The following is a 13,367-nucleotide window of genomic DNA, read 5'->3' as shown; positions in this document are numbered from 1 at the left end:
CGTGTCCCCCGGTCGGACCGGTCATCCGATGGGCGGACGCGCCGTGCGGGATGCTGGTACGTGTGAGGCTCGCTCCCGACGGCGCCGGACACCGCGACCCGCGGCCGGACTCAGGGCGCCGGATCGTCCCCGCGGGCCCGCCGCATGTCCACCCGCGGATACGCGCCGGGCTCCCCGGCGTCACGCAGTGGCGTGCCCTCGGCGCGGTAGTTCTCCAGCGCCCGGCGCTCGTGCCCCGGCAGCAGCCGCCCGTCCGCCCGCACCACGCGCCACCACGGGACGGCGCCGCCGTACTGCGCCATGACTGTCCCGACCTGGCGCGGTCCGCCCCGCCCGACAGCCGCCGCCACGTCCCCGTAGGTGAGGACCGTGCCCGGCGGGATGTGCTCGACGACCGACAGGACTTGGTCGGCGTACTCGCCGATCTGGTGGGGCGCGCGGGACTCGGCCATGCCGCCCATCGTGCCGTATCTCACGGGGCGGTCCCCACGCGGCGTCCCGCGTGCCACTATCGTCCCAGCACGGGGGGAATCACGGTGACGTACGCACGAGGGAGCTGGTCGGCGGCCCCGGGACGAGGAGAGGCGCGGGGAAGCGGCCGGTGATACGGGGCGAGGAAGAGCGCGTGCGGCGGCCGGGCGGACGGGACGAGGAGCCCGTGCTCGGCGCGACGAGGGTGGGCGACCTGCCGCAGGAGCCCGGACGGGCGGCGGCCGGGGAGCCCGGCGGTCCGCCGGGCCCGGTGGACGGTGACGAACCGATCCTCGCGGCGCGCGTGCACCGGCCCGCCGACCTGCTGCGCGTCCTGCTCGGCCTGCTGGGCATCGGTGTGGTGCTGGCGCTGGCGACCTGGGCGATCGGCACGACCGAGGGCATCGAGCACGACGTGGACGCGGGTGCCGAGCAGGCGCCCTCGCTGCTGATCAGCTTCGCGGGGTTCGCGTCCAGTGTGGCGGTCCTGGTGGTGCCGGTGGCGTTCGCCATCGAGCGGCTGGTGAAACGGGACGGGCTGCGCATCGCGGACGGTGTGCTGGCCGCGGTGCTGGCGCACGGCGTGTCGCTGACGTTCAGTCTGTGGGTGGCGCGCATGTCGCCCGACTCCGTGCAGAACGCCCTGACGCGCGACGCCCCCGGCGGCGGACTGACCGACCCGGTGCACGACTACCTGGCGCCCGTCATCGCGTACGCGACCGCCGTCGGCATGACGCACCGGCCGCGCTGGCGGCTGGCGATGTGGTCGGTGCTGGTGCTCGACGGGGTGGCCGTGCTGGTGGCCGGGTACACCACGCCGTTCTCCATCATCGTGACGATGCTGATCGGCTGGACCATCGCGTACGCGACGCTGTACACCGTCGGCTCGCCCAACGTACGGCCCACTGCGCAGCAGTTGCTGGCCGGGCTGCGCCATGTCGGCTTCCGTCCGGTGAGCGCGCTGCGCGCCGAGGACCCGGACGAGGCGGAGCGCCGCGCCAGGCGTGAGCGCGGCGACTACAGCGAGCCTTCCCGGCGCTACCTGGTGACGCTGGAGGACGGGCCGCCCCTGGACGTGACGGTCGTGGACCGCGCCCAGCAGGCGCAGGGCTTCTTCTACCGCCTGTGGCGCCGGCTGGCGCTGCGCGGCATGACCCAGCGCCGCAGCCTGCCGACACTGCGCCAGGTCCTCGAGCAGGAGGCGCTGCTCGCGTACGCCGCCATCGCCGCCGGTGCGAACGCGCCGAAGCTGATCGCGACATCCGAGCTGGGCCCCGACGCGGTGATGCTGGTCTACGAGCACATCGGCGGCCGTGACCTGGACTCGCTGCCCGACGACGAGATCACCGACGCGCTGATGGAGACCGCCTGGCGGCAGGTCACCGCGTTGCAGTCGCGGCGCATCGCGCACCGGCGCCTGGACGGCGGCTCACTGCTGGTCGATCACCTGGGCACCGTTTTCCTGACCGATCTGCGCGGTGGCGAGATCGCTGCGGGCGATCTGCTGCTGCGGATGGACGTGGCGCAGCTGCTGACGACGTTCGGCCTGCGCGTGGGCGCGGAACGCACGGTGGCCGCCGCCGTGTCCGTCCTCGGCCCCGACGCGGTGGCCGACAGCCTGCCGCTGCTCCAGCCCATCGCGCTGACCAGGGGTACGCGCGCCACGCTGCGCCAGCTCGCCCGCGAACGCTCGGGCCGGGAGCGACAGGCCGTGCTGGAGGCGACCCGCGCGTACCGCGAGGCGCGCGGCAGCCTGCCGGAGAACGCGGACCGCAAGACGGTGAAGGCCGCGCGGCAGGCCGAGAAGCAGGTGATGGAGGAGGCGCTTGAGGCGGCGCGCGAGCAGGACCTGCTGTCGCTGATCCGCCAGCAGGTGCTGCTGATCAGGCCGCAGGCGCCGATAGAGCCCGCCCGCGTGGAGCGCATCAAGCCGCGGACGCTGGTCAGCATCATCGCGGCCGTGTTCGCCGCGTACTTCCTGTCGATCCAGGTGATCACGCCCGAGTTCCAGCGGGTGTGGGAGGACGCGAACTGGGGCTGGGTCATCGTCGCCGCGCTGTTCTCGGCGCTGACGTACTTCGCGGCCGCGATGAGCCTGCTGGGCTTCGTGCCGGAGAAGGTGGCGTACGGGCGGACGGTCGTCACGCAGGTGGCGGGCTCGTTCGTGAAGCTGGTCGCGCCCGCGGCGATCGGCGGCGTGGCGCTGAACACGCGCTACCTCCAGCGGCAGGGCCTGCGCCCGGGGCACGCGGTGGCGAGCGTCGGGGCGTCGCAGCTGTTCGGCCTGGGCAGCCACATCGTGCTGCTGGCCGTCTTCGGCTACATCACGGGGACCGAGCACACGCCGTCGCTGTCGCCGTCCCGCACGGTGATCGCGGGTCTCCTGACGGTCGCGGTGGCCGCGCTGATCATCACCGCGGTGCCGCGGCTGCGGAAGTCGCTGTCGGAGCGGGTGCGTACGCTGTTCGCGGGCGTGGTGCCGCGGATGCTGGACGTGGTGCAGCGGCCGAAGAAGCTGCTGTCCGGCATCGGCGGGATGCTGCTGATGACGCTGGCGTTCGTCATGTGCCTGGACGCGTCGCTGCGGGCGTTCGGCTGGGAGCTGAGCTATCCGACGATCGCGGTGGTGTTCCTGGCGGGGAACGCGCTGGGCTCGGCGGCCCCGACTCCGGGCGGCATCGGGGCGGTGGAGCTGACGCTGAGCGCGGGTCTGGCGGCGTTCGGCGTGCCGGACCACGCGGCGCTGGGCGCGGTGCTGCTGTTCCGGCTGATGACGTTCTGGCTGCCGGTGCTGCCGGGCTGGCTGGCGTTCACCCAGCTCACCAGGAAGGGCGCCATCTGACGCGGTGCCGACGCCGCATCTGCGAGCCGCAACTCCCGGGCCACCTTGCGTATGCGAGCCCGGGACACATAACGTGCCGCACATGCGTTCCTACGGAATCGGCCCCGCCGCGCGCCTCCTCGGGGTGAGCCCCGACACCGTGCGCCGCTGGGCGGACGCCGGGCGGCTGCCGACCCGCCGCGACGAGGCGGGCAGGCGGCTGATCGACGGCACGGACCTCGCCGCCTTCGCCGTGGCCCTGGCCGCCGACGGCGCCGGAGAGGGCGGGGACGCCGGGGAGGCCCCGTACACGTCCGCGCGGAACGCGTTCCCCGGCATCATCACGGCCGTCCGGCTGGGCGACGTCGCGGCCCAGGTGGAGGTCCAGGCGGGCCCGCACCGGCTGGTGTCGCTGCTCACCCGCGAGGCCGTCGAGGAACTGGGCCTGGCCGTCGGCATGGAGGCCGTCGCCCGCGTGAAGGCCACCAACGTCCACATCGACACGGTGTGAGGTACCCATGCCGCTGCTGCACTCCCGGACCCTGACGCGCGCCCTGCCCGCCGTCCTCGCCGCCGCCCTCCTCGCCGCGTGCGGCTCCGACGACGCCTCCGACGGGGACGGCGCGCCCGCGGGCGGCGCGTCCCCGTCCGGCGGCAGCGGCGGCGGGTCCGTCGAGCTGACGGTGCTCGCCGCCGCGTCCCTGACCGACGTGTTCGAGGACGCGAAGGAGGTCTACGAGGACGCGAACCCGCAGGTCTCCCTCCGCTTCTCCTTCGCCGGCTCCCAGGAACTCGCCGCCCAGGTCCAGGAGGGCGCGCCCGCCGACGTCCTGGTCACCGCCGACACGACCACGATGGACGGCGTCGCCGACCTCACCGACGACCCCGCCGTCATCGCCCGCAACGCGCTCACCCTCGTCACCCCGCCCGACGACCCCGGCGGCGTGGACGAGCTGGCCGACCTCGCCGACGAGGACCTCCGCCTCGTCCTGGCCGCGCCCGAGGTCCCCGCCGGGCGGTACGGGCGCGAGATCCTCGACCGCCTCGGTATCGACGCGCGGCCCGACTCGGAGGAGCCGAACGTGCGCGCCGTCCTCGGCAAGGTCGAGCTGGGCGAGGCCGACGCCGGGCTCGTCTACGTCACGGACGCGACCGCCGCCGGTGCGGACGCCGTCCGCGCGGTGCCGATCCCGGAGGAGGACAACGTCCTCGCCGCGTACCCGGCCGCCGCGGTCACCGACTCGGAGAACGCCGACGCCGCCCAGGACTTCGTGGACTGGCTGCTCACCGACGAGGCGCAGGAGGTCCTGGCGGGCGCGGGCTTCCTCGCCCCCTGACCCCCTGCCCCCCTGATCCCGTGACGCCCCGGCACAGGCCGCCCCTGACGCTCGTCCTGCCCGCGCTGCTCGCCATCGCGTTCCTGCTGGTCCCGCTGCTCGGCATCGTCGCCGACGCGCCCTGGACCGGCCTGTGGACGCGCCTGACGGAGCCGTCCGTCGCCGCCGCGCTGCGCCTGTCGCTGCTCGTCTCGGCGTGGGCCCTCGCCGTCTCGATGGCGGTCGGTGTGCCGCTGGCGTGGCTGCTGGCGCGCACCGACTTCCCCGGCAAGACGGCGGTGCGCTGCCTCGTCATCCTGCCGATGGTGCTGCCGCCGACCGTCGCGGGCGTCGCCCTGCTGCGGGGCCTCGGGCGGCGCGGGCTGCTCGGCGGCTGGCTGGAGTCGCTGGGGATCACCCTGCCGTTCAGCACGACGGGCGCGGTGCTGGCCGCCGTGTTCGTGTCGATGCCGTTCCTCGTGATCACGCTGGAGGGCGCGCTCGCCGGGATCGAGCCGCAGTACGAGGAGGCCGCCGCGACGATGGGCGCGGGCCCGCTGCGCACCCTGCGCCTCGTCACGCTGCCGCTGGTCGGCCCGTCGCTGGCGGCGGGGGCGGCGCTGTGCTGGGCGCGGGCGCTCGGCGAGTTCGGCGCGACCATCACGTTCGCGGGCAATCTGGAGGGCACGACGCAGACCCTCCCGCTCAAGGTCTACCTGCTGCTCCAGGAGGACCAGGAGGCCGCCACCGCCGTCTCCCTGCTCCTGCTGCTGGTCGCGGCGGCCGTGCTGATCGGGCTGCGCGGCCGCTGGCTGGGATCGGTGCGCCGCTCACCCGGTTGACGTGCTGCGGGTGCGGGGGCGCGCGGCGGGCGCGGACGATGGGCCTGTCGGAGCGATCGATGGGAGCCCGCATGAGCCGTGCCCGACTCGCCGCACCGTCCTGGCTGGCCGCCGCCGCCCTGCTGGCCGCCGCGGGCTGCGGCGGCAGTGGTGCGGACGGCGCCGAACGCGCCCCCCAGCGCGCCGCCGCCGACCGCCGGGCCACCGACACCGACGACCTCCCCGACTCCCTCACCGGCCAGCGCCTCGACTGGTCACGCTGCCCCGGCACCGACCCGGCGCAGGGCCCCGAGTCCTCCCCCACCCCGCTGCCGGACGGCGCCGCGTGGGAGTGCGCCACGATGAAGGCGCCCGTCGACTACACCGACCCCGGCGGCGACACGATCGGCATCGCCATGATCCGCGCCCGTACCGACGCGAAGGGCGACGACCGCATCGGCTCGCTGCTGTTCAACTTCGGCGGCCCCGGCGGCTCCGGCGTCGCGACGCTGCCCGCCTTCGGCAAGGACTACGCCGAACTCGGCAAGCGGTACGACCTCGTCAGCTTCGACCCGCGCGGCGTCGGCGACAGCGAGGGCGTGCAGTGCCTGGACGACCGGCAGCTGGACGACTTCTTCGCCGCCGACGCCGCCCCCCGCACGGCCGGCGAGCGCCGCGCGTACACCGACCGCCTCAAGGAGTTCGCCGACGGCTGCGAGGAACGCTCGGGCGACCTCCTGCCGCACCTCACCACCACCGCCACCGCCCGCGACATGGACCTGATGCGCGAGGTCCTCGGCGACCGGCGGCTGCACTACTTCGGCATCTCCTACGGCACCGAACTCGGCGGCGTCTACGCGCACCTCTTCCCCCGCCGCGTCGGCCGCGCGCTGCTCGACGCCGTCGTGGACCCGACGGGCGACAGCGAGCAGGGCGCCCTCGGCCAGGCCAAGGGCTTCCAGCTGGCGCTCGGCAACTACCTGGACCACTGCACCGAGAGCGACGACTGCCCCCTCGGCGGCGACAAGGACGAGGCCGAGGACCGGCTCGGCCGCTTCCTCGACCGCCTGCGCGACCACCCGCTGCGCACGCAGGACCCGGAGGGCCGCAAGCTGACGCAGTCCCTCGCGTGGAACGGCATCGCCCAGTCGCTGTACTCCGAGGACTTCTGGCCCTACCTCACGCAGGGCCTCGACGACGCCATGGCCGACGAAGGGCGCGACGGCACCGTCCTGCTGTCCCTCGGCGACTCCATGAACGGCCGCAACCCGGACGGCACCTACTCCACTCTCCAGTCGTCCCTGACGGCCATCAACTGCGCCGACTCGAAGAAGCGCTTCTCGGTGGACGACGTGCGCGACAGCCTCGGCGAGTTCGAGGACGCCTCGGCCGTCTTCGGCCCGCCGATGGCCTGGGGCATGCTGTCGTGCACCTGGTGGCCCGTCCGCGGCCGCCAGGACCATCCGGACGTGGAGGCGGAGGGCTCGGCGCCCATCCTGCTGATCGGCACGACGGGCGACCCCGCCACCCCGTACGAGGGGACGGCGCACATGAAGGACGCGCTGGGCGACGGCGTCGGCGTCGAGCTGACGTACGAGGGCGAGGGCCACGGCGCGTACAACAGCGGCAACGAGTGCGTGCGCGACAAGGCGAACGCGTACCTGCTCGACGGCGACGTCCCGGACGACGGGACGACGTGCGACGCCTGAACGCGCGGACGGCGGCGCCGGGGGAACGTACCCCTGGCGCCGCCGCCGTTCCGTACCTGGCCCCGCGGGTCAGTACACCGGCTTCTCCGGCTCGATCTGGTTGACCCAGCCGATGACGCCGCCGCCGACGTGCACGGCGTCGGCGAAGCCCGCGTTCTTCAGGACGGCGAGCACCTCGGCCGAGCGGACGCCCGTCTTGCAGTGCAGGACGATGCGCCGGTCCTGCGGCAGGTCGCTGAGCGCGCCGCCCATCAGGAACTCGTTCTTCGGGATCAGGCGCGCGCCGGGGATCGAGACGATCTCGTACTCGTTCGGCTCGCGGACGTCGATGATGTCGATCTTCTCGTCGGCGTCGATCCACTCCTTGAGCTGCCGCGGCGTGATCGTCGAGTCGGCCGCGGCGGCCTGCGCCTCGTCGGACACGACGCCGCAGAACGCCTCGTAGTCGATCAGCTCGGTGACGGTCGGGTTGTCGCCGCAGACCGCGCAGTCGGGGTCCTTGCGGACCTTGACCTGGCGGTACGTCATCTCCAGGGCGTCGTAGATCATCAGACGGCCGACCAGCGGGTCGCCGACACCGGCGAGCAGCTTGATGGCCTCGGTGACCTGGATCGAGCCGACCGACGCGCACAGCACGCCGAGCACGCCGCCCTCGGCGCACGACGGGACCATGCCGGGCGGCGGCGGCTCGGGGTAGAGGCACCGGTAGCAGGGGCCGTGCTCGGACCAGAAGACGGACGCCTGGCCGTCGAAGCGGTAGATGGAGCCCCACACGTAGGGCTTGCCGAGCAGGACGGCGGCGTCGTTGACGAGGTAGCGGGTCGCGAAGTTGTCCGTGCCGTCGACGATCAGGTCGTACTGGGCGAACAGCTCCATGACGTTGGAGGAGTCGAGGCGGTCCTCGTGCAGGTTGACCTGGACGAGGGGGTTGATGCCCTGGACGGTCTCCTTCGCGGAGAGCGCCTTGGACTTGCCGATGTCCGCCTGGCTGTGGATGATCTGCCGCTGCAGGTTCGACTCGTCGACGGTGTCGAACTCGACGATGCCGAGCGTGCCGACCCCGGCCGCGGCCAGGTACATCAGCGCCGGCGACCCCAGACCGCCGGCGCCCACGCAGAGCACCTTGGCGTTCTTCAGCCGCTTCTGCCCGTCCATCCCGACGTCGGGGATGATCAGGTGGCGGGAGTACCTGCGGACCTCATCGACGGTGAGCTCGGCAGCCGGCTCTACCAGGGGTGGCAGCGACACGGGGACTCCGTAGGTCTAGGGACAGTCGTGACTCTCCCCCCAACAGTGCCACGCGCCGTCGCATTCCTGGACAGCCGTCCCACACTGCGGGCAGGGCGCGGCAGGGCCGGGCGCGGGTCCCCGCGGGCGGTCCGGGCGCGGTCGCGGGCACCGTCCCGGACACCGCGCGTCACATGCGGCAGGCCGCCTCCATCCAGATGTCCGCCAGGGACTCCTCCAGCCCGATCCTGGCGCGCCAGCCGAGGCGGTCGCGCGCCGTGCGGACGTCCGCCTGCTGCCAGCCGCCGCAGCCGTCCGGGTACGGGGGCGCGACCGGGTGCGACGCGGCGGGCGTGTGGGGGTGGGCGCCGGGCTCGTGGCCCTGCCGGGGCACGGCGGGGCCCTCCAGTTCGTGCAGCGCGCCCGTGAAGCCGGAGATGCGGGCCAGGGAGACGGCGGCGTCGCGCAGCCGCACGGCGTGGCCGGTGCCGATGTTGACGACGCCCTGGGCGGCGGAGAGGGTCGCGGCGTGCACGGCGCGCGCCACGTCGCGGACGTCCACGAAGTCGCGGTGCACGGCGAGTCCGCCGAGCTTCAGCTCGGTGTCGCCGTGCTGCATCGCGCGGCGCAGGGCGTCCGCGAGGCGGCCGAGGGGTGATCCGGCGGGCGTGCCGGGGCCCGTGGGCGAGAAGACGCGCAGGACGATGGCATCGAGTCCGGAGCCGAGGACCAGCTCGGTGGCGGCGAGCTTGCTGACCCCGTACGGGCCGCCGGGGCGCGCGACGGCGTCCTCGGCGATGGACGAGCCGTTCGGGGAGGGGCCGTACTCGGCGGCGCAGCCGATGTGCACCAGCCGGGCGCGGCAGCCGCTGCGGCGCAGCGACTCGCACAGGGTGGCGGTGGCGACGGTGTTGTGGCGGGCCAGTTCGCTGGCGGTGCCGCGGATGGCGCCCGCGCAGTTGATGACCACGCCGGGGTGGACGGCGTCGAGGAAGCGGGTCAGGGCGCCGGGGCTGCCGGTGGACAGGTCGAACCGGACGTCGGCGTCGTCACCGCGGCCCAGTGCGGTGAGCTGGACGGCGGGGTCGGCGAGCAGCCGGTCTGCGACGAACCGGCCGAGGTAGCCGGCGGCGCCGAGAAGCAGCACTCTCATGACTCTGTGCTCCTTGCGTGTGCACGATCGATCGTGGGGTTGGGGGAAGAGGGCGGTCATGTGCATTGCACGGAACGGGGTGTGCCGTGCCCAGCGGTGTCCCCGTGGGGGACGGGCCGGGGGGTGCTCGCCATGGCGAGCAGCTCCGGGTAGATGGCGCCGTAGGCGGCGGCGCCGTGGTCGGTGGTGAACAGTTCGCGCGCCCGCGCGCGGGCCGCCGCGCCGAGCGAGGCCCGGCGCTCGGGGTCGCGCAGCAGGGCGAGGCATCCGGCGGCGAGCGCGGCGGGGTCGAGCGGCGGTACGAGGACGGCGGCGGCGCCGACGACCTCGCCCACCGCGCCGACGTCGGTGGCGACCGTCGCGCGCCCGCGGTGCATGGCGGCGATCAGCGGCACGGGCACGCCCTCCACGACGCTCGACAGCACCGCGACGGCGCCCGCCGCGTACGCGTCGGCCAGGGTGGGCGCGCCGGGCGTGCCGGCGCTGGTGAACGAGACCCCGCCGGGCACCAGCCGCTGCGCCAGCGCGCGGCACCGCGCGAGGTAGCCCGCGTCGGTGCGCGCGCCGCCGGTGTCCACGACCCGCAGGGACGCGGCGGGCTCGGCGTCCCGTACGGCGCGGAAGGCGTGCAGCAGGCCGACGAGGTCCTTGGCCGGCTCGATCCGCCCGGCCCACACGAGCGTCGCGGCGTCCTCGGGGGCGGGGCCCGGCCCCGGGGCGGGCGCGGGCGCCCGGCCGCCCGGCGCGACCAGCGCGGCGGCGGCGCGCGTCTCGTGCGCGAGCCGGTCCTGGAAGGCGGCGAGGAGCGCGCGCACCGGCGCCCGCGCCGCCGAGGGCGCGACCGCGTACGCCGCCCCCGGCGCGCTCCCGGCGCCCGGCCGCCCGGCGTCCTCGGTGAGCAGCAGCGGCACGCCGTGCAGCCGCGCCGCGAGCAGCCCGGGGAGCGCGACGGGCCCGGCGCCCACGGTGTGGCACAGGTGGACGCCGGGCGGCCCGCCGGGCGGGAGGAGCCCGAGCGGGCGCAGCGCCCGTTCGAGCCGTTCGGTGACGGCCAGCAGGTCCGGCACGCGGGCGGCGCGCACCGCGCGGGGCGCGCCGGGGGCGCGGCAGGCGGCCTCCAGGACGCGGACGGCCTGCTCGGAGTAGAGCCAGCGGGTGAGGCCGCGGTGCGCGGCGGCCAGCGCGGCGAGGCCCAGCAGACCGGTGCTGAAACGGTCCGCCTGCCCGTGGGCTCCGGCGTGCCCCGGGCGCGAGCACAGCGCGGCGGCCAGCTCGGCGAAGCACTCGGCGAAGCGCCGCGCGGGCCGCCCCCGCGCGCCCCCCGGCCCGCCGGGCGGCGGCCCCCACAGGGCGGCGGTGCGCAGCCGGCTGACGTTCGGCGGCAGCGCGCGGCGCGGCCCGGCGGCCTGCCGCCCGCTGCGGCTGAGCGCCCAGACCTCGAAGTCGTAGCGGGACAGGCCGCGCAGCAGCCGGTCGCACCAGGCGGCCGATTCGCCGTGGACGTACGGATATCCGCCCTCAGTGAGCAATGCGACGCGCACCGGCGCACCCCCTGTCATACGTCTCTCCCGTGACGGAAAGACGGTATGTCTACATGTGCCGGTTACGGCGGACGGTTGTCCGTCACACCACCGGAAGGGGTGAAGTTTCGTGACTCGGGGCGCGCCCCGGTCGTTAACCGCGATTGGTTCGAGAGTCGGTCAGTTGTCCGGATGCGGCCAGGGGTTGGGCACGCAGGTCAGGCCGTCCGTCTCCAGGAACTTGGTCTGCTGCATCATCACGGGCGCGAGCGCGCCCTCCGACGGGCACAGCGCGTGCCCGTACCCGAGCCGGTGGCCCACCTCGTGGTTGACGAGCATCTGGCGGTACGCGGCGATGTCGTCCCCGTACGTCTCCGAACCCTGCGCCCAGCGCCAGGCGTTGATGATGACGCGCTCGGTGCTGGACGAGTTGCAGGAGACGTTGTCCTCGGTGATGTCGAGGCCGGAGCGCGCGCACCAGTCGGCGGCGGTGCCGGGGCTGGCGAGGGTGACGACGAAGTCGTGATCGCCGCCGGAGACGCGGGCGAAGCTGCGCTCGCCGCCGTTCCCCCAGCTCCGCTCGTCGTTGAGCGTGCGGTGGACGACCTCGGCGAAGAACTCGGCGTCGAGCCCGAGCCCCTCCTCGACGTCCACGCGGTAGCGCAGCACGGTCGTCGCCTCGGGGTCGGCGGCCGGATCGGTCCCGGGCACCGGCACCAGCTCGCCGGAACCGGTCAGCTCCGGGTCCATGGCGAACATGGTCGTCATCATCCGGTCGTACGTCTGCTCCGGGTCCGGCGGCGCCTCGGCCGCGGGCGAGGAGGCCAGGGCCTCCGGCTCCGGCTCCGGCGTGACCGCCGCCGCGGGCCCGCGCCCGTCGCCGCCGGGCGGCGGCAGCGCCGACCCGCCGTCCTCGCCGCCGGTCACCTGCGTGGCGACGACGACGGCCAGCACCGTCACGACCGCCGCGGCGGCCACCCCGGTGAGCGTCCTGCCCCTGCCGCCCGTCCGGCGGCCCCCGCTATCCCCGGGCACGCGTCGGCGCCGGTGCTGCGGCGGGCGGCCGTGGCGGCCGGACGACGGCGTGCCCGTCCGCTGCGCCGTGCGCTGCCCGGGGATGGGCTGCGCGCGTCCGAAGGTCTCGTCCTCGAAGGCATCCAGATACTCCTGGCGCGGGCCGAACGCCTCCTCCGGCCCGGCGGTGGAGGAGGGTGCGGCGGTCTCGCGGTGGTCCATGCGGCTCCCTCAGCCCTCCGTGGCGGCGGTCGTCCCGGCGGCTGCGGGCCCGACGGGCCGGTCGGGCCTGAAGTCCAGGAACGCACCGGCCACGACGGCTGGGTACTCCATCATCGCCACATGTCCCGCTTCCGGCAGGACGACCAGCCGGGAGCACCCGAATGCACGTTTCGCCCGTTTCGCCGACTTCAGCGCGACGAGCCGGTCCCGCGCGCCGTAGAGCAGCAGCGTGGGGGCCAGGACGCGTTCCGCCTGCCGCCACAGCGACTGCTGGCCGCCGAGCGTGTAGGCGTTGACGATGCCGCGGGCCGAGCGGCTGAGCGAGTCCCAGAAGTACGGGAGGGCCTGCCGCCGTTCGGCCTCCGCCTCGGCCGCGGCGTGCTCCTCGGGGGTGATCAGCTCGGGGTTGCCGTAGCAGAGCCGCAGGACCTCGCGGGCGCGCTGGGCGGGCGAGACGTCGCGGGTGAGCCGCCGTACGAGCGGGGCGACGCCCGGCAGGCCGAGCATGCCGGTGGGGATCGCGGTGCGCTGCGGGGGCAGTTCGGGCAGGGCGGGCGAGATCAGGGTGAGGGTGCGCACCAGGTCGGGGCGCAGTGCCGCGACGCGGGTGACGGCGGCGCCGCCGAGCGAGTTGCCGAAGAGGTGGACGGGGCCGCGGCCCGAGGACTCGATGACGCGGACGACGGCGCGCGCGTGGCCGTACACCGAGTAGTCCCCGTCGTCGGGCGGCGGGGAGGCGCCGAAGCCGGGCAGGTCCACGGCCTCGCACTCGACCTCGTCGGCCAGGAGCGCCATCAGGGAGGACCAGTTGCGGGAGGAACCGCCGAGACCGTGGACGAAGAGGGCGGGTTCGAGTCCGTCGCGCCCGGCGGCTCTGCGGCGTACCGCCAGGATCATCCCCGGCAGGGCGACGGACCGCAGGGTCTCCCCGTCACGTACCCCCGGCCAGCCCTCCGCGGCGGCGAGTGCGGCCTCGACGCGCTGCTCTTCGGTGCTCGGCATGCCCGCAATAGTACGAGCACGGCACCGGCCGCACCCCCGTACGGCGTGCACCTGGCCGGTTCGCGTCCGCACCGCCGCGCCCCTACGCTGG

General features: G+C 74.8%; 11 protein-coding genes. 5 read left to right on the top strand and 6 right to left on the bottom strand.

Annotation, left to right across the window (positions count from 1 at the left end; genetic code table 11):
- Nucleotides 1-110 precede the first annotated feature (110 nt).
- Nucleotides 111-461: an MGMT family protein gene (locus tag ACIBPC_RS00990; protein ID WP_362966136.1), complete on the bottom strand. Its 351-nt coding sequence runs from the start codon at nucleotides 459-461 to the stop codon at nucleotides 111-113.
- 281 nt (nucleotides 462-742) lie between these two features.
- Between ACIBPC_RS00990 and ACIBPC_RS00985 the strand changes: the two genes are divergently transcribed.
- The 5 genes from ACIBPC_RS00985 (at nucleotide 743) to ACIBPC_RS00965 (ending at nucleotide 7,138) form a co-directional block, all read left to right on the top strand.
- Nucleotides 743-3,313 (top strand): lysylphosphatidylglycerol synthase transmembrane domain-containing protein, encoded by a 2,571-nt coding sequence (locus tag ACIBPC_RS00985; RefSeq protein WP_362966138.1) that lies wholly within the window; start codon nucleotides 743-745, stop codon nucleotides 3,311-3,313.
- A gap of 82 nt (nucleotides 3,314-3,395) precedes the next feature.
- Nucleotides 3,396-3,803 (top strand): helix-turn-helix transcriptional regulator, encoded by a 408-nt coding sequence (locus ACIBPC_RS00980; RefSeq protein WP_362966050.1) that lies wholly within the window; start codon nucleotides 3,396-3,398, stop codon nucleotides 3,801-3,803.
- A 7-nt stretch (nucleotides 3,804-3,810) separates the two neighbouring features.
- Complete coding sequence (modA, locus tag ACIBPC_RS00975) at nucleotides 3,811-4,629, top strand: molybdate ABC transporter substrate-binding protein (protein WP_398840377.1); 819 nt, start codon at nucleotides 3,811-3,813, stop codon at nucleotides 4,627-4,629.
- 20 nt (nucleotides 4,630-4,649) lie between these two features.
- Nucleotides 4,650-5,450, top strand: a complete 801-nt coding sequence (locus ACIBPC_RS00970) for an ABC transporter permease (protein ID WP_398840375.1) — start codon at nucleotides 4,650-4,652, stop codon at nucleotides 5,448-5,450.
- 59 nt (nucleotides 5,451-5,509) lie between these two features.
- Nucleotides 5,510-7,138: an alpha/beta hydrolase gene (locus tag ACIBPC_RS00965; protein WP_398840374.1), complete on the top strand. Its 1,629-nt coding sequence runs from the start codon at nucleotides 5,510-5,512 to the stop codon at nucleotides 7,136-7,138.
- 69 nt (nucleotides 7,139-7,207) lie between these two features.
- Here the strand turns inward: ACIBPC_RS00965 and moeZ are convergent, their stop codons facing one another.
- From moeZ to ACIBPC_RS00940, 5 genes are all read right to left on the bottom strand, one after another.
- The gene (gene moeZ / locus ACIBPC_RS00960; RefSeq protein ID WP_362966056.1) at nucleotides 7,208-8,386 is read right to left on the bottom strand and encodes an adenylyltransferase/sulfurtransferase MoeZ; all 1,179 of its coding nucleotides are present in this window, start codon (nucleotides 8,384-8,386) and stop codon (nucleotides 7,208-7,210) included.
- A 169-nt stretch (nucleotides 8,387-8,555) separates the two neighbouring features.
- Nucleotides 8,556-9,518, bottom strand: a complete 963-nt coding sequence (locus tag ACIBPC_RS00955; RefSeq protein ID WP_362966058.1) for an NAD-dependent epimerase/dehydratase family protein — start codon at nucleotides 9,516-9,518, stop codon at nucleotides 8,556-8,558.
- A 56-nt stretch (nucleotides 9,519-9,574) separates the two neighbouring features.
- Complete coding sequence (locus ACIBPC_RS00950) at nucleotides 9,575-11,059, bottom strand: DUF3492 domain-containing protein (RefSeq protein WP_398840372.1); 1,485 nt, start codon at nucleotides 11,057-11,059, stop codon at nucleotides 9,575-9,577.
- A gap of 159 nt (nucleotides 11,060-11,218) precedes the next feature.
- Nucleotides 11,219-12,274, bottom strand: coding sequence for a DUF3152 domain-containing protein (locus ACIBPC_RS00945; RefSeq protein ID WP_398840370.1), 1,056 nt, complete (start codon nucleotides 12,272-12,274; stop codon nucleotides 11,219-11,221).
- A gap of 9 nt (nucleotides 12,275-12,283) precedes the next feature.
- Complete coding sequence (locus ACIBPC_RS00940) at nucleotides 12,284-13,276, bottom strand: alpha/beta fold hydrolase (protein ID WP_398840368.1); 993 nt, start codon at nucleotides 13,274-13,276, stop codon at nucleotides 12,284-12,286.
- Nucleotides 13,277-13,367: the final 91 nt, after the last annotated feature.

Origin of the sequence: Streptomyces sp. NPDC049879 (assembly GCF_044461265.1) — a bacterium.
Classification (GTDB): domain Bacteria; phylum Actinomycetota; class Actinomycetes; order Streptomycetales; family Streptomycetaceae; genus Streptomyces.
This window is presented reverse-complemented; position numbering and strand designations above follow the sequence as displayed.

Coding starts and splice junctions, on each gene's coding strand:
- ACIBPC_RS00990 (WP_362966136.1), bottom strand. CDS start 461: ATGGGCGGCATGGCCGAGTCCCGCGCGCCCCACCAGATCGGCGAGTAC.
- ACIBPC_RS00980 (WP_362966050.1), top strand. CDS start 3,396: ATGCGTTCCTACGGAATCGGCCCCGCCGCGCGCCTCCTCGGGGTGAGC.
- modA (WP_398840377.1), top strand. CDS start 3,811: ATGCCGCTGCTGCACTCCCGGACCCTGACGCGCGCCCTGCCCGCCGTC.
- ACIBPC_RS00965 (WP_398840374.1), top strand. CDS start 5,510: ATGGGAGCCCGCATGAGCCGTGCCCGACTCGCCGCACCGTCCTGGCTG.
- ACIBPC_RS00955 (WP_362966058.1), bottom strand. CDS start 9,518: ATGAGAGTGCTGCTTCTCGGCGCCGCCGGCTACCTCGGCCGGTTCGTC.
- ACIBPC_RS00945 (WP_398840370.1), bottom strand. CDS start 12,274: ATGGACCACCGCGAGACCGCCGCACCCTCCTCCACCGCCGGGCCGGAG.
- ACIBPC_RS00940 (WP_398840368.1), bottom strand. CDS start 13,276: ATGCCGAGCACCGAAGAGCAGCGCGTCGAGGCCGCACTCGCCGCCGCG.